The sequence below is a fragment of the Microbulbifer thermotolerans genome, assembly GCF_900112305.1.
Classification (GTDB): Bacteria; Pseudomonadota; Gammaproteobacteria; order Pseudomonadales; family Cellvibrionaceae; genus Microbulbifer; species Microbulbifer thermotolerans.
Genome location: NZ_FOKT01000005.1, coordinates 299,727 through 320,636, shown reverse-complemented (window position 1 = coordinate 320,636; position 20,910 = coordinate 299,727). Strand labels below are relative to the sequence as shown.

The window sequence follows — 20,910 nt, the reverse complement described above, 5'->3', positions numbered from 1 at the left end:
CACTTTCCGTTTTTTGACAGCCAAAAAAACCATTGACACCTAAAAAAACCGACAATAGTCGCCAACGGCGCATTAATGCTCGGTGGAAACTCCCCCTACAACAAAAATGTTCTAGTGTTTTAGCAAGCCTCTGTTGATAGAAGTTTGCAGTTGTCATGGAGGGCACTGCCATATTCGGCGTTTAGATCCGGTATCAGGAGAGGTATACCATGGACAGATCCCATCTATCCCGGGCAATTAAGGGCGCTATCGCAACCGCCACCGTATCCGCCAGTTTTGCCACTTTGTCCTTTGCTCAGGAAGTGGAAGAAGTCGTCGTTACCGGTACGCGTATCCAACGCGCAACTGACGCCACCAGCACTGTTCCCATCACCGTATTCGATGCCGCGGCTCTGGAAAACTCCGGTGAAACCACGCTCGAAGATTTCCTACAGGAACTACCCTCCATGACGGGCGGCCAGTTCGGCTCATCCGTCAATAACGGCAACCCTGGCTTGGCGACGGTATCCCTGCGCGGCCTGGGCTCTTCGCGCAGCCTGGTACTGCTCAATGGCCGCAGACTGGTATCCGCCGGAACTCTGACGGGAACTGTCGATTTGAACACCATCCCCATCTCCATCATTGATCGAGTGGAGATTTTAAAAAGCGGCGCATCCTCTATTTATGGTTCCGACGCCATCGCCGGGGTCGTCAACATCATCACCAAAAAAGATTTTGAAGGTGCCCAGATCCGCGCCGACTATGGCATTACCGACGAAAGCGATGGCGAACAGTGGCTCGCCTCCATGACCTTTGGCGCCGAAACCGAAAAAGGTCATGTCATGCTGAATGTTGAATACACCAAACGCGACGACATTTTTCAGGGCGATCGCAAATTTTCACAGTGCCCGCTGGCTGAAGGTGGAGGACAGGTTTTCTGCTTCGGCAGTGGCACCACGACACCCGCACAATTTTTCACTGACAACCCGGACGACCCCGGTTTTATCGTGGACCCGACCACCGGACAAGTGCGCCCCTTCCAAGCGTCGGACGGCTTCAATTTCGCCGAGTTCAGCTACCTGATCACTCCGCAGGAAGTGTTCAGTATTTACGGCTACGGCGAACATGAACTTTGGGATATCAAAAACCTGACCACCATCAACGCCTTTTCGGAACTGCTATATACCAACCGGCAGTCCGATCAACTACTCGCCCCCGAGGGCACCTTCTGGGGACCGGGAATTGCGGCGGACAACCCCTTCAATCCCATCGGCGAACCGGTGTTCGTCACCCGGCGCCTAACGGAAGCGGGAGGCCGCTCCTTCACTCAAGATCTCAGCACCTGGCGAGGTGTGATCGGTTTCAACGGAGAGTGGTGCAACGACTGGCTCTGGGATATTTCCTACACTTATGCCCGCTGGGTAGACCCCCAGATAGACAGGGGCAGAGCTAATCAGACGAATATGGACACGCTCCTCGCTTCAGTCAACTTTATCCGCGATGACGAAGGCAACATCATCGGTGAAGAGTTCGCCTCAGCAGACTGCCCGGAAGACCCCAACTGCGGTATTTGGAACCCCTTCGATCCCGACACCTTGACCGAAGATATGATCGAGTTCGGGCTTGTCACCAACTCACCGGTGGAAAAGGAAACCCTGCGCAGCTTCCAGATCAACGTAACCGGCGACTTCGGCGGCTTCGCACTCACCAGTGAAGCCTGGGCCTGGGCGGCTGGGTATGAGCACCGCTCAGAGTCCGTCGAAGTCACTGTGGACGGCGCCGCCCAGCTGGGGCAAATTTACTTCGTCCAGGGAACTCCCTGGAGCGGCAGCTACAGTGTGGACGAGGGCTACGTGGAAGTTCGCGCCCCGGTATTGGAAGGGCAGCGCTGGGCTGATCTGCTCGCTTTCGAAGTCTCCGCGCGCTACTCCGACTACGATACCATCGGCGACGACACCACCTTCGCCGCAATTGTCGAATACGCCCCCTTCGAAGAACTGCGGTTCCGAGGCAGCTATAACGAGGGCTTCCGCGCACCCGGCCTAGACGACTTGTTCAGCCCCGCAGAACTCTCCGCCGAACGCTACTCCGACCCCTGCTTCGAGGCGACAGATCCAACGGTTATTGCCAACTGCAACGCCGACAGTCCTTCCCTCATCAATTCACCGCAGATCTCCGGCGGCCCGCAGGCCACCGGATTCTTCGCCGGTAACCCCGACCTCGACAAGGAAACGTCTGAAAGTTGGACACTGGGCGCTGTCTGGACACCCACCTTTGTAGAGGACCTCAGCTTTACCTTGGACTACTGGCGCATCGATGTTGAAGACGCTATTGGCACCTTCACCACCGACCAGATAGTGGACAACTGTTACGCAAGTGCCAGCTTCCCCAACAACGACTTCTGCAACCTGATCCTCGGCCCGACAGCCGTAGGCCAGCAAACAGGTGCGTTTGGCCCCCGGCGCGCCGCCAACGCCACTATCGCCGGGCAAGCACTCATTACTCAAAACATCTCCACTTTTGAAACAGATGGCGTGGATCTGGGGGCCTTTTACAACTGGGATTTCTGGGAAGGTAATATCGCCGTGCAAGGCCTCGCCACCTACCTGCACGATTACAAGTTCCAAGCCAGTGCGTTCGACCCTGAAATCAACCTCGCCGGCAAATTTGGCGCAGACCCGGTGACCACCCGTATCGCCGCTTTCCCGCGCTGGAAGCTCTATATGAGCGCGGACTACGAGGCGGATTACTGGAGCGTGGGCACCACTGTCCGAATGGAAGGAAGCGTCGATGACATATCTCCCAATACCGCAGACCTAGCCACCCAGGTGGACGCCACCTGGTACCAGGACATCCGCGCCGCCTACTTCTGCTGGGAAGACGTGAAAATCTCCGGCGGCATCCGCAATGTCTGGAACCAACAGCCACCCTACGTCACCAACTACGATGATATGAATACCCTGCCACTGAACTACGACACTATCGGCCGTTTCTTCTACGGCAGCATCACCCTATCCTTCTGACCTTCAGCCCCACCCTTCCGGGTGGGGCCCTCTCCTCCGTGTAATAACGTGTAATCGGAAACTGCTTTCAAGATCTCGGTGAGCTGGTAGAGTTTTCACTTCCGGAGAAATGGGACTGTTCCGGAAGCAAAACAACCAACAGGGAGGAAATACAATGAAAACCATCCGTGCCTACTGCACCGCCATCTTCGCAGCCCTATACCTGCTCTGCGCCCCCGCCGCCACCCTCGCCGCCGATGAACATGATGTCGTCTCCGTCAACATCAATACCGCCACGGCAGAGGAACTCGCTGAAAAACTGGACGGCATCGGCCAAAGCAAAGCGGAACTGATCATCCAGTTCCGCGACCAGCACGGCCCTTTCACCTCGCTGGAGCAATTGCTGGAAATCAAAGGAATCGGCCAGGCCACTCTGGACAAAAATCGCGACAAAATACGGCTCTAAGCTAGCTGGAGTCCGGCCCTGCTGGCGACAGCGGGGCCGGATAAGATGTTAGTTTTTCGTCTCCGCTATTGGCTGGCACCCAAGGGAGAGATGTCTGGGACATGCCTCATAAGGAAGCTTGATACGGATTAGAAAAAACGAAGCAAAATAAGATCTAAGATGGCACAGGAAACCCTCAATGCAGATCAAGGTAATAGCAAATAGGTCTGCACTAAAAGCTAATCGTTTTAGTTTCCCCAGTGAAATTAGGGAACCTCTGATTAATTCGCGTGAACACAATGTTAGCTATCGGGGCACTCAGGCAATAGGGCGGATATTTAGAAAACGCACGAGTACTTCCCTGTAGCTCCGCCGGATACCTCCTTGTATCCGACGGTTTCGAAATATCCGCTCTATCACCTGAGCTTCACATCCGCCCCCGAAGAACATCTGCCACCAGGAAATGAATTAATCATAGGTTCCTTAGCAGTCACGCAACAACATACAAAAAACAAGATCCAAGGTCTTACTGTTAAAAAATTCAGTCACGAAGCGACCAATTGGCAAAATATATTTTACAAACAACCACCCATATATAACAAAACTCTCATGCATAATATAACTCCCATATATAAGGTCATTCACAAAAAATCAATCATTTTTTATTAATTGAAAAATTAGTTTTTACCTGAACAACATTCAAAACCTGACAATACGAAAAAACATAATAAATTGCGCTTCTTTTGAGGGAAATACTCGCCTATTCGTCTTCGTCTTTGTTGGGAGAGAAGCGGCCACTTGGGGGGTAGCCGCTTTCAACTATTGCCATTCATGACAAAGACTTAAATCCAACGATCAAAAGAGGATTTACAATGAAAAAGAACCTCCTGTCCGTAGCTGTAAAAGGGGCTTTGGGCCTGACTGCGGCTGCAGTCTTGATTCCCGCTATGCCTACCATTGCACAAGAAAATGCGACAACAGTAGAAGAAGTTATTGTTACTGGCTCTCGCATAGCCCGAGACGACTTTAGTTCCTCTAGTCCCATTTCCACTTATGGCTCAGAAGATTTGGATAAAGCTGGTTTAGCCAGTATTGATGAATTCCTGAAAGAAGACCCGGCCTTCACCGGCTACCAAATGGGCACATCCACAAACAATGGGAGCGACCAAGGTCAAAAAAAAATCGATATGCGCGGACTGGGTTTTAACCGAACCCTGGTACTGATTAATGGCCGGCGTACCATTGGCGACGTAAATGGCGATGGTGCTGTAGACATCAATACTGTACCGGAAGCCATGATAGAGCGCGTAGAAGTGTTGAAAGATGGCGCCTCCACCATTTACGGATCCGATGCACTGGCTGGCGTTGTCAACTTTGTATTAAAAGATGATTTCGAAGGCTTTGAGCTAAAAGGCAACTTTGGGCAAGGCACCGAAGACGGCCAAGCACAAAATAGTGGCTTCTCTATGCTGGCCGGCCTGGGAAGTGACCGGGGCCACATGCTGATGTCATTAAGTTACTCTCAGCAAGATGAGATGTACCAAGCAGAGCGTCCCTGGGCTACAGAGGCTCTATATCCGCAACTGCAAGAAGACGGCACATTTAAAGCGGTAGGTTCTGGTTCTTCGAATAGCCGTAAAATCACAGTACCGGGTGTAGGTACCTTTATTTACGACGAAGAGCTTGGTAAAGCACGCCCATTCACAACTGAGGATGTATACAATTATGCGCCTGTTAATGCCCTGATCACTCCGAACAAACGCTGGCAGTTTGGCGCTATTGGCAATGTCGAAATAACTGATGAAACAGAGGGGTATTTCGAAGCTTTATATACTCGTCGAACTTCGCATCAGCGGTTGGCTCCTGATGCTTCCTTTGCAGTAACGACAGTTCAAACTCCTAACAATGGAGAGCAAATGAACGATTTCGTACCTGCAAGCAACCCATACAATCCTTTTGGCGATAACCCTGCAAATGATTTAGGAATATCTGGACAAGACGTGAGGGTTAATCGCCGCTTCGAAGAGTCCGGTGGTCGCCTGTTTACTCAGACTGCGGATACATACAGGATGGTAGCAGGTATCAGAGGTGATTTTGGTGGCATCGTTGACTGGGATTTTAGCTATACATTCGCTGAAAACCAAACTACAGATGAAACCACCAATTATGGTCGCTTTGATCGCTGGGCTATCGCAGTAGACCCAGACGCATGTGCAGCTGATCCTGTGTGTGCGGAAGCCGGGGTTCTAAACCCATTTGGTGACTATCGCAGTATCACTCAAGAGCAAATGGATTATCTAACTGCAGGCTCTTTGAAGGATGTATATAAAGGCCGCCTGGAAATGGCAGCCCTTAACTTCAGTGGTGATATGTTCAGCATGCCTGGCGGTACCGCCGGCTGGGCATTGGGCTTAGAACACCGTCACGAACAGGGATCCTATGTTCCTGATGAATTCATATCTGGTGGTCTCACAACCGGTGGTGCCGGGGACCCGCAAGAAGGTGATTTTTCCGTCTCAGAAGTGTACGGAGAAATCTTTCTACCAGTTCTCGACAACCTGAGCTTTAACGCCTCTACACGCTACTCTGATTACGACACATCCGCAGGATCAGCCACCACATTCAAAGTGGGAATGGACTATCAGCCTATCAATGACCTGCGGGTAAGGGCAGGCATTTCTACAGGCTTTCGCGCACCGAATATTTCCGAGCTAAACCAAGGGGCATCTGGTGGATTCCCAATTGTAGAGCCTATCTGTGAATTTGCCGACCGCCGACTCGCTGCCGGAGATATCTCACAAGTTGCTTACGATAACTGTAAGGCTTTGGGTATCAACACTACGGATGCGGGTGAACTTGGTTTCGCGTGGCAATCCTATTACGAAACTTCGGCACCAGAAAAACCGCTGGAGCCAGAAGAATCTGAGTCCTTCAACTTGGGCTTTGTATACACGCCCTCCTTTATGGAAAACCTGTCATTCAGTGTGGACTACTGGAACATTGAAATCGACAATGTTATCGGTGCTGAGGATATCAACGACCTACATGCGGCGTGCATGAACTCCGTAGATTTGAGTTCTATCGCCTGCACTGCGTTCATTGGCGGAAACCCATACCTGGATGTGCCAGTAGACAGTAGCGATCCATCCCTGGGCTATATGCCGTATCCCAACGATGCATCTGGTGCCTTTGGTAACTTGGGCACCCTACGCACCGACGGCTTCGATTTTGCAGCCAAGTACCAGGGAGAACTGAGTGTAGGACCCATTCAAGGCTACACGCTCAGCTGGACTGGCACTTTGGTAGAAAGCTATGAACGCGAGTTCCCGCTGGCGGGTAGCCGTGAGCTGGTTGGTACTGCAAACGGCTTCGAAGTTTTCCCTGAGTGGCGCTGGAGCACTAACGTAGGCATCTTTGGTGATAATTGGACCCTGGATTGGGATATGCGCTACATTGACGAAACTGTTGATGCTCTGCGCCCTGCCTCTATCACCGACGACGCTGTTGCCGAAGATATTATCTATCACGACCTTATTGGTAGTTACACATGGCAGAACATCAACTTTTCTCTTGGGATCAACAACGTTACTGATGAAGACGCCCCGCGATTCCATAGCGCCTTTAACGCCAATACCGAGCCGGGCATGTATGACGTGATCGGTCGTCGTGTATTTACAGGCTTTACCGTCACCTTCTAAAACTTACTAGCACATGCTAGGGATGGGGCCTTAAGGGCCCCATTTTTGTTTGCTCGGCGAAACCTGCAAACCCGGCACCTGAACGAAGGTGACACCTCTTTAATTGAGAGCCAGGCAATCCGACTGGCAACACGAGACACTAAGGCCCCAAGTAAAAGTCAAGGCATCAATAGGTGTGAGGCGACAGATCGTTCAATTTATAACCAAAATCAGATTATTTTTTGATCATACCCACCCCTCCCAAACCTGACATTACGAAGAAACAGAAAAAATCGTGTTTTTTTTGAGGGACTTCCGCGCCCAGTCGTCATTATCTGTGTTGGGAGGGAAGCGGCCACTTGGGGGTAGCCGCTTTCAACTATCGCCATTCAAGGCAAAGACTTAAATCCAACGATCAAGAGAGGATTTACAATGAAAAAGAACCTCCTGTCCGTAGCTGTAAAAGGGGCTTTGGGCCTGACTGCGGCTGCAATAATGGTTCCGACTACACCTGCATTTGCACAAGACGATGCGGCGCTTGTAGAAGAGGTGGTTGTTACCGGCTCACGCATTAAACGTGAAACACTGAACACTGCAGGCCAAACAGTCACCATTGACCGCTCAGATATCGATATTTCTGGAAACATGTCTGTCGCGGACGTGCTTCGTGAAACATCCTTAAATGCTCTAGGCTCATTTAGCGAGCGCTCGGGTAGCTCAGCCCAATCGAACGCAACCGTAAACTTGCGTGGTGCAGGCTCAGATCGTACCTTGGTACTCATTAATGGACGCCGTGTGACAGGCTCTCCATCCCTGGGGGGCGGTGGTTCCGTCAACTTAAACATGATTCCGATGGATGCCGTCGAGCGAATCGAAATCCTTGCAGATGGAGCTTCATCTACTTACGGTTCTGACGCTATTGCAGGTGTTGTTAACCTGATTATGCGCAAGAACTTCGAAGGGGTTTCATTCAAGTCCCGCGTTGGACGTCCATCCCAAGAAGGTGGGGATGAAGAAAGCGTTAGTTTTGTTTTCGGAGCCACCGGCGATCGCGTTTCCGTAACATCTGCGCTAGAGTTTAACTCACGTGACGAAATTTACGATGCAGACCGTGACTACACTGCCGCCCGCTGGGCAGATGAGAATGGTGACGGTTATATTGATATCGATACCGAAACTGTAGGTGTAAGCCGTTACGCTCGCGCTATCTGGGACCCGGTACACAACACCTGGGCAGCCCCGGGTAGCACTTGGAATCCTACTACAGAATTATGGGAAGGCGCCGACTGTGAGAGCATTGGTGAAGGCTTTATTAATGCGCAATACAAAGGCGGCAACGTCTGCGGCTATGCACACGCCCTCATCTCTGCCAACCGCGCATCTCTCAAACGCGCAAACAGCTTTACCAGTGCAGAATTCAATATCGATGACAACTGGAAAGCCTATACAGATGTTCTCTTCTCTCGCGTAGAGTCCTTCGGCCGCTACGCACCACCTGCTGCTGTCTTTGACCCAATGCCAGCAAACCACCCCGACAACCCCACAGGTGAAGATACATACGCAACATGGCGTTGGGATACCTTAGGACCGCGAGATAACACAATTGAAGACCTGATGATGGATGGTACCGTCGGTATCACGGGTCAAATCAACGACGCTGTTTCTCTCGAGGTTTACGCTCAGTACGGAAAATACGTTTCAACAGGCATCGGCAGCAACTATCTCAGCTATGGCGGTCTCGCCATTAACAATGAGTGGTATGGTGACCTGATCATGGATAGCGAAGAGGCTATCGCCAACCTGCGTGCGACCACTGTAACAGATGAGCAGATGGACACTCGCAAACTTTTTGCGGGATCGCAAATCGACTTTATGGAAATGCCTGGGGGTACAGCTTCGGCTTATATCGGCCTGGAGCATATGGAAATTGAGTACTCTTCCTTAGTGGACGCACAATCAGAAGCAGGCTGGATTGGTGGCAGCGCAGGCAATAGCGCCCAAGGCAGTCGCGACTTGGATGCTATCTTTACTGAATTCTTGCTGCCTGTAACCGATAGCATTGAAGTTAACTTGGCTGTACGCTACGACGATTATTCCGATTTCGGCAGCGCAACATCGCCTAAAGTAGGAATCAACTATCGCCCACTGGATAACCTGACATTAAAGGCATCCTGGGGACAAGGCTTCAAAGCGCCCGCTCTATCTGATTTGTATGGTGTGACCTCCTTCTCCGCAGAGGACGCCACCGACTACGTCTACTGTGCGGCCAACGGTATCCCCTCTGATAGCTGCATTGAGGAACAATTCGATACCTACTTTGGGTCTAACCCAGACTTAGACGCAGAGGAATCCGAGGCATACACTGCCGGCGTGATCTACGACGTAAATGACATGATCACCCTAGGCATTGAGTACTTTAATCTGTCTGTCGATAACGTGATCCAAACAGTCGGCGCTCAAGACATGATTTTTGCAGAGCTGGCCGGTTTGTCGCATACCGTCACACGTCTTGGTAACGGTCAAATCGATGAGATCCGTGCAGGCACGGTAAATGGTCCAGGTTTTGAGCTGCAAACTCTCGACTTTAGCGCGAAAGGCTCCTATGCGACTGAGTTTGGCGAATTTGGCTTCAATGTTTTATTCAGCCATCTAATAGAATACAGTCAGCAAGCCTACTTTGGTGCAGAAGTACAAGACCATGCGGGCTGGAACCTGTACCCAGAGTGGAAAGGAACCTTGGGGCTAAATTGGACTCAGGGCAATCACCGTGTCGACTGGTATATGTCCTACACAGGCTCTCATGCAGCAGAGAATCTTATTGATGAAGATGGCTCTCTACTGCCGCCATTAAAGCCGGAAGGCGAGCTCGATAGCTGGCTGGTGCACAATGTTGCGTATAACTATACCTTCAATAATGACCATAATTTCCGGGTAGGTGTACGCAACCTGCTTGATGAAGACCCCGTACTCGATAAGAATGGGGAGTTCTCTCGCGATCACTATGACTTGTACAACAACTTTGGTCGAGTCTACTTTGCCGAGTACTCTGTCGACCTATAAGCTGTCAAACTAGGTTGATTATTCAACTTTTACTTGGCACGATAAGGCCTCCTATATGGAGGCCTTTTCTATGAATTCCAACACCTCATGGTCTCAATTTTGGCAGCAAGGTTTCCCGACTTCATTCGCCAAAGAGCTCCCTAATAGCTATAAGGGCGCTATAGAAGAATTTTGGAGAGAAACAGCAAAATCACTAGATGACAATTCTAGGGTACTAGATATAGCTTCAGGTAATGGCGCCATAGCAATTATCATCGCTGATGAAGCAAGAAAACAAGAAAAACAAGTAGATGTGCACGCAGCAGATCTAGCCAGCATATCGCCCCAAAAGACAAATAAAAACCCAAAATTAACCCAAATATTATCAGAAATAACCTTTCATCCTAATGTTGAAATAGAACAACTACCGTTCAAAAAAAATAGCTTTGAACTAATCTCATCACAATTCGGATTTGAATACTCAAATATAGAGAAATCGATTACATCAATTTCCTCATCCCTGAAAAAGGGTGGGCATTTTAAAGCTATTTGCCACTTTTCAGAGTCTGAAACGCACCTTAAATGTAAAGAAGATCTCGAAGCATATAAATTTGCTGAATATCAATTACACATTACTACCCTTGTAAAATCTACACTCAAAGAAATCGGATCCATAACATCCATAGCAGAACTTGAACTCAAACTAAATCAAAAAAGCGCTCTCAACAAACTCAAAATTCTAATTGAGAGCACCAATAAACTTTTAGAAAAATTTCCACAATCATCCCCTGCAGAATTTATCAGCAAATCCATAAATTACTTCTTTGCAAACAGTCTTGTGTCTGGAATGGATCAGAAAAACCACTTTGCGATAACGTTTGCAAAAGAGTTAATATGTGCAATGCAGCGAACTGAAGATCAGCTGAAGGCCACCCTAACAAAAGGATCAGTGCAGAAAATTGAATCTTTATTTATGAGAAATAAATTAAAAAAAATATCTAGCAGACCTTTCCTTGAAAACGAAAACCTTATTGGCTGGCTTTTTGACTTCAAAAAATGCGATTCGAATTAGGAACTGCTCACACTAAGGAAACTCTGATTAATTGTAAGCGGTAATTCTTCCACAGCTTAACACCACACCTCCCCAATCCCCCATCATCCCGCCTTCAATCCCGTAAAACGTAGGATCAGTAATGCCAAATCACCGAAAAGCAAAAAATACTGGCTGGATCACTACAAAACCGCAAAATCCTATGGCAAGCCTTTTGGCACCTATGCACGCGAGCACCAACAGGGCGCCAAGCGCTTCCGCAGCTGGGATGTCTGCTGCGCACGCGAGGCCTGATTCCGGGAGTGATGTCTACGCTTTATCCGTATTGAGTCTGTCGGGACGGCTGTTACGACTACACCTGCGAAATTATGCGGCCCAACGGCCCCCTGCGGATTCCGGCGGCCAGCCACGCATTGCTGTCTGCCCCTAGCTCTGAAGGCGACATTGCGATCCGGCCCTCAAAGCACTACTCCAGAGCTTATCTCTACTGAGACCAGGTGGACATACGCAAACCGTCAACGGCTTAGCGGCTGATCTCGAGCAGGAGATAAATCCCGCTCCCTTACCTACCGAACAATTTCCGATCTAGTCGACTCAATCACATATCTCACATTTTGCCAAGTTATCCCAAAAAAAATTAAAAAATAGCAAAATAATTTCATAAAAAACCTTTTTATTAAGATATAAAAACCCACCAAAGATCAAAAAATCTACATAAAGTCCACTTCTTAAACAGATCTCAAACTGAGCATAATTTTCGTATTGTCACAATAGTTCCATAATTTTATTTAATACATTAAAGTCAGCTCGCGCATGAATTGCTATAAGCAAATAATCCAATGATAAGTACCTTGAGTACGTAAAAGGATGCACTATGATCAAAACTAAATTGAGCGTAGCTATCGCAGCTCTCGGCACCATTGCCAGCTCTGGTGTTGTGGGCCAGGACTTTATGCCCGGGCCGGATGTTGAAGAGGTGATTGTCACAGGCTCTCGCATTGCCCGGGACCCTCTGTCCACTACAGGACCTATCACTATTGTTGACTCCGAGGCAATTCAACGCTCCGGCGTGGGCACCATCGATGAACTGCTTCTTCAACTGCCTTCCATGGGTAACGCGGGTATTAACGCCAACGACAACAATGGCGGTAACGGCCTGGCGTTCGTAGACCTGCGCAACCTGGGTTCCGCACGTACTTTGGTTCTGGTCAACGGCCGACGCTTTGTGTCTTCCAGCTCAGGCGTCAGCTCCGCTGTGGATATGAACAATATCCCTGTCGACATGATTGACCGTATCGAAGTACTCACCGATGGCGCCTCTGCAGTTTACGGCTCCGACGCTGTTGCCGGCGTTATCAATGTCGTAATGAAGGATTCCTTCGACGGCGTGAAGATCAGTGCTCGCGGCGGCGCAACAGAAGAGGGCGGTGGTGAAAACGGCGAGCTGTCTATTACTTTCGGCAATGAAGGCGAGCGCGGCAGCTTTGTGGGCAATATCAGCCACAGCGTTCGGGATGAAATTACTTACAATGATCGCGACTGGGCACACCTCACCAGTTCCTATACTCCCAACGGCAACATCAGCACTGCCTACGGAGACTTTACAGTCGGTGAAGATCTCACCCTGACTGAAGGCGCAACTAGCCATGATATTGGCCAGTACATGTGGCTTGCGGGTGCTATGGAGCGCACCAGCCTTACTTTGTCAGGCAATTACTCTATCACCGATGCCTTAGAGATCTATGGCGAAGCAGCCTATACCAACAAAACTACGAACCAACAGCTGGCGGCACAACCATTATATGCTGGCATCGGCTTCACCCTCGATCCGGCACAGCACCTCCAGCCGGAAATCCAATCCCAACTGCAGCAAGCCTGGCAAGACGCATATGATGCCTGGGTCGCCGCAGGTTCTAATATGGATGACGAAGTCAACCCTTACCCCGGAGCAAGCTGGACTGAAGGCTTCAGCAGCCTGAATATCCGCCCAGTGGCGGGCGGCAACCGTGAATATGAACAGGAAACCGATACCTATCGTTTTCTAGGCGGCCTGCGCGGGGACCTGGCAAACGGCTGGAGCTGGGACAGCTTCGTAAGCTACAGCAAAAACGAAGGTGAAAACGTCGTCACCAACTACTATAGCAAGTCCAAGCTAGAGCAAATCCTGGATGGTTCAGCGGGAATCGACCCGGTATTCGCCGGCGGTTGGAGTGACGAAGTTATTAATTACATGCGCTACGACGATCGCGAAGACAACGAGTATGAGCTGTTGAACGCAGCCCTCTCCTTGACTGGCGATATCGAAGCTATCCAGTTCCAGGGTGGTGCGCTCGGATTTGCCACAGGTATCGAGTACCGGGAAGAGTCCGGTGAGTTTAACCCCAGCGTTGAAACCCAGGCCGGCACTACCTTCGGCAACCCGCAGGACGCAACAGAGGGCGAGTACTCCGCCACTGAACTGTTTGCCGAATTCAATCTGCCGATTTTGTCTAGTGTCAAATACGCAGAAGAACTGAGCGTAGACTTAGCCGTACGTTACTCCGATTTCGACACCTTCGGCGGTGAGACCACCGGTAAGGTCGGCTTTGTTTACGCGCCAGTGGAAGATCTGCGTTTCCGCGCCAGTGCTTCCACCTCTTTCCGCGCCCCAGGTATCTACGAACTCTTTAGCGGCGTCGCACAGAGCCAGGAGTATTTGATCGACCCCTGTGACACCAGCGCTAAAAACACGAAAGGGCAGGGCGAATTCTGTAGAAATGCCGCCGTTATCGGTAGCGACTTGACCGTTGCCCCTGGTTTCACTCAAGACAGTAGCCAAGTTCCCACGAATATTGGCGGCAACGATGAACTGGAACCTGAAGAGGCCGAGTCTTATACCTTTGGTATCGTATGGACTCCGGCCTTCATCGAAGACCTGTCCATTACCTTGGACTACTACGATATCCAGGTTGAAAACGCGATTACGTCTCCAGACCTTCAACTCATTCTGGACGAGTGTTTCCGCTCGGGCATCACCAGTGCCTGTAGCGCCATTACCCGCGGTGCCGGCGGCCAGATCATCGCCCTGGAAGGCGCCAAGATGAATATTGGTGAAATCAGCACCCGCGGCATCGATCTGGATATTATCAACAACCTGCACTACGATGCTGGCCAGCTGGCTCTGCGCCTGCAGGCTTCACGCTTGCTCGAGTACGATGAGTACAACGAGCAAAGTGGACAGACCAGCGATTGGGTTGGCTACGTCGGCACAAACAGTGGGTTGTACGTCAAGTGGCGGGGCCTCGCCAGCGCTACTTGGTATGGTTCCGACTGGAGTCTGGGCCTCGAAGCGCAATACCTGGGCAAAGGTGAAAGCTCCTACCGCCCGATCCCCTCTCACACATACCTGAACCTCCGGGCGGGTTGGGATCTGAACGATGCAGTGAGCCTCACCGCGGGCGTGGACAATCTGACGGATCGCGAGCCGGCCACAACTACAAGCACTTCCTACTGGAACAGTGCCTACGACTTCATGGGCCGCTACGCCTGGGCTGGTATCAGCTACCAGTTCTAAGCAGCCGCTTCGTAAGAAGTCACTAATAAGCAGGGGCGCCTCAGCGCCCCTGCTTTTTCATATATAAGCATTAGCAATTTTCACTGCTGTACACGCCTCAGATAATCCAGCTTCCGCGCATATGCGTTGACGGTTGCCGGGTTATTTGCCAGAGAAAAAGCCTCCCTGAAGCTCTCTTTTGACGCTTCAAGTGCACCCAGCCGGTAGTTCGTCAACCCCATCAAAAAATGAAACCGGTGGTCGTCTTCGTACTGCCACAAGGCGCGACGCAGCTGTTGCTTGGCGCGGCGGTACTCTCCATGTTCGTAGGCATTTCTTGCCTGATAGAAAAGGTAATAGGGATTGTGTTCACGGTGGTAGCGAGCGCGCTGGGCATAATAGTCAGCCAGTTCCTTGCGGCCGTTGTGGCGGTATAGGCGCTCTAGGTTGCTGATGGCAACCAGGTTGTTCGGGCGCAACGCCAGCGCTTTGCGGTAGCTCTGTTCCGCTTCATCATAATAACCATAACGACTGTATAGAGCCCCCAGGTTGGACCACAAGCTGCTGTCCTCCGGGCGCAGCTGCAGTGCCTTGCGCAAATAGCGGAAGGCCTCTTCGCGCTCATTCCGCTTCATCAATTCTATGCCGCGGTTGCTGTAAAACTGAGCAAAGGCATCGGTATCCGACAGCTTGCGCTGGTCGTAGAGAGGGTCGTAGGCATCCAAATTGAAATCCACCACCCTTCGGCCGCGGGCACTCTCCGAAACCATATTGATATGGCGGTATACGACGAACGTCTGTGCCTCATCGTGGCTCCACACTGGCGGCACATCCACCTGATTGAAGTAGGCTTCTGCTCCCAGCTCCCGCGCCATGGCCACCATCATAAGCGTGAAAGCCAGGCAGTTGCCGCGCTGCTGACGATAGGTCTCTGTGGCACTGAGCGTACTGTCCGCATCGTATTCCACGCGAAATTCACGAGATTCGAAGGCTTGGATCAGTGCGAGGAGCCGCTGCCGCGGACTGGCACCGGGCGCTATGGTGGCCAGGTATTCGCGTATCTCAGGGGCCAGCGTCAATAGGTCATGCTCGGGCAATTGTGCGATGTCCACAGGCTCACCGAGAATCGCTGTGCCACTCAGAGCCGCGCGGGTGTCGATTGGGTCATGCTGACGGCTGGGAGCGGCAGCGCAAGCGGCCAGAAGTAGTACCAACGCCAACAAAGACAGGGCTTTCATGATTATTCTCCCCTGCTGCTTACTTTATAAGCACTTTTTTACCGCGATCGCTGTGTCCTGTAAACCGTATCCGTCGCCGAGCGCGCCGGGATCAATTACAACGTGCATACGAAAGCATCCCGCAAATAAGCGACGTCCGCAGACCGAGGGAGGAAATATACGAGCGGAGCCATCTCCTCTCGATACCCGAGTTAAGCAAGCAGTCACCCCCGCTCCTATCCCTGTTTCACCTGTAACCATTCGCACGTTTAGCGACCAACTGTTACACTCGCTAGCTTTGTGGTGAAAACTCTGCTCCAGAGGTTCATATAACAATTACAGACAGAGGGTCTGCTAATGTCTTCGAATGTCGCGGACGCCACTTCGGCGGCCACCACTGCCGGTTCGGGCGAGCTGCTCGGCCACCCGAAAGGGCTCTATATCTGCTTTGCCACCGAGCTGTGGGAGCGCTTCTCCTTCTACGGTATGAAGTACCTGCTCCTCCTTTATCTCACCAAGTACCACCTGTTCACCGACAGTGCCGGCTACGATGTACTCGGTGCCTACGCGGGCCTGGTCTACGCCCTGCCACTCATAGGTGGCCTGTTGGCAGACCGCTATTTGGGAATGCGCAAAGCGGTGCTTTTCGGCGGCATACTGCTGTGCCTGGGACATTTGCTGATGGCCGTTGAGGGGCACCAAGCGGTCTCCTATGCAGCCGGGACTGTACTCAGTGAGGCCATAACCCTAAATGACGGTACCGTAATCGCCGCTGGCACCACCCTTGCCAACGATGTGGTCATACAGGATGTTGTGGCGCTGAAAGTGTTCTTTATGGCTTTGGCGCTAATCACCGTAGGCGTGGGTTTCCTGAAGCCGAATATCTCCACCATCGTCGGTCAGCTTTATGCGAAAAATGACCCACGCCGCGATGCGGGTTTCACCATTTTCTATATGGGCATTAATATCGGCTCCTTTGTCGCTACTCTGCTGTGTGGTTGGCTGGGCGAGACTTACGGCTGGGGATACGGCTTTGGGCTCGCGGGTATCGGCATGCTTTTCGGGCTGATTACTTTTATCTGGGGCCAGAAATATCTGAATGGCCTGGCGGAGCCGAGCCGTCCGGAAGTGCTGAAACAAAAAGCCCTGGGGCCGATCAACAAGGAGTGGGCCGTCTACCTGGGCGGTATTGCCTCCCTGGCACTGGTATGGTTCCTGGTGCAGAGTGAGCCGGTGGTCCACTTGGCGCAAAACAGCCTGCTGATTGTCGCGATCGTTGGCCTGATCTTGTACTCCATGCTGTACAACGACAGCAAGGGTAAAGACATGCTCGCCATCGGCCTCGCGGTACTCACGGCGGCGCTGGGACTGGTATGGGCGTTTACCGATGTCGACATCTGGCTGGGCGCCATGCTGCTGGGGCTGGTGGCCTTTATCGTCTACGGTTTCAGGCGCCACTACAGCGAAGAATTTTCCCGCACTGTGGTGCTGATGGTGCTGATTACTTCCACTATCGTCTTCTGGGCGCTGTTTGAACAATCTGCCGGCTCCATGACCCTTTATGCAGACAGGGTCCTGGACCGCTCTGTGGGCAATAGCGAAATCCGCGCATCCATGTTCGGTTCTCTCAACGCGGGCTTTATCATGCTGCTGGCGATTCCCTTCGCCACTTTGTGGGTATGGCTGGGCAAGCGCGGCTGGGAGCCCAGCACACCGGTCAAGTTCGGCCTAGGTATTATCCAGGCGGGCCTGGGCTTCGGCGCTCTGGTTCTCGGTGCGGCCTTCCCCACCGAGGCGGGCAAAGTCGCCATGATCTGGCTGGTGCTGGCCTATCTACTGCACACTACCGGGGAACTTTGTCTGTCACCGGTGGGCCTGTCCGCGGTGACCAAACTGTCAATCGGCAAGGTGGTCAGCGTGAGCATGGGCACCTGGTTCCTGGCCACCGCCCTGTCGGAAACCGTGGCCACCCGGATCGGCAAAATGGCGGCTCTCGACCAGGATGGCACCGGCGACCTGGCCTCTACTCTGGCCACCTACACCAATCTGTATGAGTATCTGATGTGGTGGGGACTTGGGGTCGGCGCGCTGATGATCCTGCTGTCACCGCTGCTGAAAAAAGGCATGTGCGGTATCCGCTGATTACAGCGAACACATAACGCAAAGGCCGCTGTGAAAACAGCGGCCTTTTTGTTTAGGGCTCAACAGGGGCGCCATTCCCAGGCCGTTCCCGGCCGCGGACAGCACCCTTCGCTCTCACCTCTGCCAAATGGTGACCTGTTTCCCAGGCCTAAGGAACCTCTGATTAATTCGCTTCCTGACGGTAAAAATTCTTTGGAGCTAGATGAGAAGCTCAGGTGATAGGATGGCCATTTCGAAACCGTCGGATATAGGGATGTATCCGTCGGAGCTACAGGGAAGTACTCGTGCGTTTTCGAAATGGCCATCCTATTGCCTGAGCGCCACGGAACTAACCAAAGCGTTCACGCGAATTAATCAGAGGTTCCCTAAAAAAGTGAGGCGCCCATACTGGCGCGCCATCATTAATCACCCTGTGAGAAGATATGTGTCTAATGCACGCGCTTGTACCGCTTATCTAGCACCCGCATTGTGTATTCATGGATAGGCCCGGACGATCCCAACTCGCCCTACTAGAATTGATAAATGACTCTTCCGGCATAGCCCCTGTTGCCAAAACCTTCTCAGACTCCGCGTACCCCTTTCCATACAGCCCAGGCCCCCTTGTCTGGAAGGATTTCGCGCACGCCTGGTATTACAAAACATGCCTACGCAGTTTTACGAACCACTATCAGGCGACAGCAAAGTCAGGCGGCTGCAAAGTGCTCTCTTGCGACTTTACAAAGGAGGTGCGAGCTCCATACGACTATCCAAGAGTTCTTTTTTAATGATGTTTCGCTAAAAACCCCATGCAGAGAGTTTAGCAATCTAAACCTCTTTAAATCAAGCATTGTTTACCCCAAAGAGTTTAGATTCCTAAACATGAAAACGATTGGTGAGCGCCTGAGACTGGCGAGAAAAGAGGCGAAGCTGACCCAGCAGCAACTAGCCCAACATATGGGGGTGACAAAGTCTGCGATTAGCCAAGTCGAACTAGGCATATCAAAAGGGCTTTCGCATGCCAGTCTGATTCGCGCTTGCCGAGCTCTTGACTTGAACCCTGAATGGCTCAGCCTCGGCAAAGGGAATATGCGTCCATTCCATCCCTCGGCGCATCACACCTGGCAAGTAATGGAAGAATTCAATAACAGCCTGGAATCCAGGCCTCGCCTCTCGACTTCAGTGCCGGTGATCAATTGGGTCCAAGCGGGAGAATGGGAAGAGATCGCCGATACCTTCCAGCTAGGCGATGCCGAGAAATGGCGTGACACTACCGCCCGTGTGGGCCCGCACGCATTCGCGTTGTGTGTCCAGGGCGACTCGATGACCTCACTGACGGGCCTGTCTATCCCTGAAGGCTCAGTGGTAATTGTGGACCCGGACGCTTCCTATAGTAACGGCTCCATCGTTGTCGCCAAGTTGGCCGATGCCGTGGAAGCCACGCTCAAGAAGCTGATCATCGACGGCCCTAACAAATACTTAAAATCCTTGAATCCCGCCTATACCCCAATTCCTATTAGCGATAACTGCCGTATTATCGGTGTGGCTAAAAAAGTGGAAATTGATCTCTAGCGCTACCCTTTGCAGACACTTGAATCAAACTAAGGAACCTCTGATTAATTCGCGTGGACACTTTGGTAGCTTCCGGGGCGCTCAGGCAATAGGACGTACATTTCGAAAACGCACGAGTACTTCCCTGTAGCTCCGACGGATACATCCCTGTATCCGACGGTTTCGAAATGTACGTCCTATCACCTGAGCTTCACATCCGCCCCCGAAGCGCCTCTGCCACCAGAAAGTGACTTAATCAGAGGTTCCCTAACGATATAGGGTGCTGAAGACGGGTCCGAAGTCGATGATGGAAAACGAGCAATAGAAGGCCTCATCGGCGCTGACCTGCCCCAATGGCAAGTCCATCCCTGACCGCGGGCACACCTCTTTCCATCGCCATCGACGACAAGATCAATGTCCGAGTACCAAGCCCGCATTCAACCAAATAAACCGAGCCCCAATCACACACAAGAGCCCCGCGAAGCAGTTCTTCAACAGTTGCGGCGACATCCTGTGCGCCAGATTAGCGCCAATGCGGGCAAAGGGAGTGCTGGCAACGACTATGCCGAAAAAAGCGGGCCAGTAGATATAGCCACTGCTCCAGGCCGGCAGTTGCGGCTCTCCCCAGCCCTGTACGGCAAAGCTGATGGCACCGGCCACAGCAATGGGTAATCCACAGGCGGCGGAAGTGGCTACAGCGCGTTGCATCTGCACACGGCAGCGGGTCAGGAACGGCACGGTCAGGGAGCCGCCGCCAATACCAAATATTGCGGACGCCCAGCCGATCACGCCGCCGACACCGGCCAGAAATGGGCCTCCCGGCAGTTTTTCACCATCTGCCAACAGCGTCGCGGGGCGCCGCCCAGCGCGCCACATTCTGACGGCAATCACCAGCGCGAAAATGCCGATCAGCAGCTGAAGCCAAGCCCCTGGAAGCAAGTGAGCAGTCACCCCGCCCAACCAGGAGCCAAGGAGAATACCCGGGGTCATGGATAGAAAGACACGCCAGTCCACCGCGCCTTTGAGGTGATGGGTTCGAATGGAGCTGAGGGAGGTGATAACAATGGTGGCCAGTGAAGTCGCCACCGCCATATGAGTGAGAATTTCAGCAGGGATTCCCAGGGCGGTATAGACGAGCACCAGTGCCGGCACGATGATCAAACCGCCGCCGACGCCGAAAAGCCCGGCAATAGTACCGGCAACGGCGCCAACGATCAGGTAGATCAATAGAGTTTCCATTGTGGGCTCCTTTCTGTTGCCCAGACCGGGCCTTCGGTAATAAAGCGCAGCGGATGGGCA

General features: G+C 52.0%; 10 protein-coding genes. 8 read left to right on the top strand and 2 right to left on the bottom strand.

Annotation, left to right across the window (positions count from 1 at the left end; all coding sequences use genetic code 11):
• The first annotated feature begins 209 nt into the window (after positions 1–209).
• From BM155_RS10080 to BM155_RS10055, 6 genes are all read left to right on the top strand, one after another.
• Positions 210–3,002, top strand: coding sequence for a TonB-dependent receptor plug domain-containing protein (locus BM155_RS10080; protein WP_067155012.1), 2,793 nt, complete (start codon positions 210–212; stop codon positions 3,000–3,002).
• Positions 3,003–3,156: 154 nt separating this feature from the next.
• Entirely contained in the window at positions 3,157–3,447 is a 291-nt protein-coding gene (locus BM155_RS10075) for a ComEA family DNA-binding protein (protein ID WP_067155015.1), read from the top strand.
• Between the two features lie 851 nt (positions 3,448–4,298).
• Positions 4,299–7,124 (top strand): TonB-dependent receptor plug domain-containing protein, encoded by a 2,826-nt coding sequence (locus BM155_RS10070; protein ID WP_074902911.1) that lies wholly within the window; start codon positions 4,299–4,301, stop codon positions 7,122–7,124.
• Between the two features lie 411 nt (positions 7,125–7,535).
• Positions 7,536–10,163 carry a TonB-dependent receptor plug domain-containing protein gene (locus BM155_RS10065; RefSeq protein WP_074902909.1) on the top strand — a complete coding sequence of 876 codons (2,628 nt, stop codon included), beginning with the start codon at positions 7,536–7,538 and terminating at the stop codon, positions 10,161–10,163.
• Between the two features lie 70 nt (positions 10,164–10,233).
• Positions 10,234–11,214, top strand: coding sequence for a class I SAM-dependent methyltransferase (locus BM155_RS10060; RefSeq protein ID WP_175487779.1), 981 nt, complete (start codon positions 10,234–10,236; stop codon positions 11,212–11,214).
• An 853-nt stretch (positions 11,215–12,067) separates the two neighbouring features.
• Positions 12,068–14,746, top strand: coding sequence for a TonB-dependent receptor plug domain-containing protein (locus tag BM155_RS10055; RefSeq protein ID WP_074902907.1), 2,679 nt, complete (start codon positions 12,068–12,070; stop codon positions 14,744–14,746).
• Positions 14,747–14,826: 80 nt separating this feature from the next.
• On the opposite strand, the gene BM155_RS10050 is transcribed toward BM155_RS10055, so the two are convergent.
• The gene (locus BM155_RS10050; protein ID WP_074902905.1) at positions 14,827–15,963 is read right to left on the bottom strand and encodes a tetratricopeptide repeat protein; all 1,137 of its coding nucleotides are present in this window, start codon (positions 15,961–15,963) and stop codon (positions 14,827–14,829) included.
• A gap of 336 nt (positions 15,964–16,299) precedes the next feature.
• Here BM155_RS10050 and BM155_RS10045 point away from each other — a divergent pair, with 336 nt between their 5' ends.
• Positions 16,300–18,084: a peptide MFS transporter gene (locus BM155_RS10045; protein WP_074902903.1), complete on the top strand. Its 1,785-nt coding sequence runs from the start codon at positions 16,300–16,302 to the stop codon at positions 18,082–18,084.
• An 858-nt stretch (positions 18,085–18,942) separates the two neighbouring features.
• Positions 18,943–19,632: a LexA family protein gene (locus BM155_RS10040; protein WP_074902901.1), complete on the top strand. Its 690-nt coding sequence runs from the start codon at positions 18,943–18,945 to the stop codon at positions 19,630–19,632.
• A gap of 390 nt (positions 19,633–20,022) precedes the next feature.
• Here the strand turns inward: BM155_RS10040 and BM155_RS10035 are convergent, their stop codons facing one another.
• On the bottom strand, positions 20,023–20,850 hold the full coding sequence (locus BM155_RS10035; RefSeq protein ID WP_067155039.1) for a sulfite exporter TauE/SafE family protein: 828 nt from the start codon (positions 20,848–20,850) through the stop codon (positions 20,023–20,025).
• Positions 20,851–20,910: the final 60 nt, after the last annotated feature.

Bases quoted from the DNA above. Each gene is read 5' to 3' on its own strand.
- BM155_RS10080 (WP_067155012.1), top strand. From the start codon at position 210: ATGGACAGATCCCATCTATCCCGGGCAATTAAGGGCGCTATCGCAACC.
- BM155_RS10075 (WP_067155015.1), top strand. From the start codon at position 3,157: ATGAAAACCATCCGTGCCTACTGCACCGCCATCTTCGCAGCCCTATAC.
- BM155_RS10070 (WP_074902911.1), top strand. From the start codon at position 4,299: ATGAAAAAGAACCTCCTGTCCGTAGCTGTAAAAGGGGCTTTGGGCCTG.
- BM155_RS10065 (WP_074902909.1), top strand. From the start codon at position 7,536: ATGAAAAAGAACCTCCTGTCCGTAGCTGTAAAAGGGGCTTTGGGCCTG.
- BM155_RS10060 (WP_175487779.1), top strand. From the start codon at position 10,234: ATGAATTCCAACACCTCATGGTCTCAATTTTGGCAGCAAGGTTTCCCG.
- BM155_RS10055 (WP_074902907.1), top strand. From the start codon at position 12,068: ATGATCAAAACTAAATTGAGCGTAGCTATCGCAGCTCTCGGCACCATT.
- BM155_RS10050 (WP_074902905.1), bottom strand. From the start codon at position 15,963: ATGAAAGCCCTGTCTTTGTTGGCGTTGGTACTACTTCTGGCCGCTTGC.
- BM155_RS10045 (WP_074902903.1), top strand. From the start codon at position 16,300: ATGTCTTCGAATGTCGCGGACGCCACTTCGGCGGCCACCACTGCCGGT.
- BM155_RS10040 (WP_074902901.1), top strand. From the start codon at position 18,943: ATGAAAACGATTGGTGAGCGCCTGAGACTGGCGAGAAAAGAGGCGAAG.
- BM155_RS10035 (WP_067155039.1), bottom strand. From the start codon at position 20,850: ATGGAAACTCTATTGATCTACCTGATCGTTGGCGCCGTTGCCGGTACT.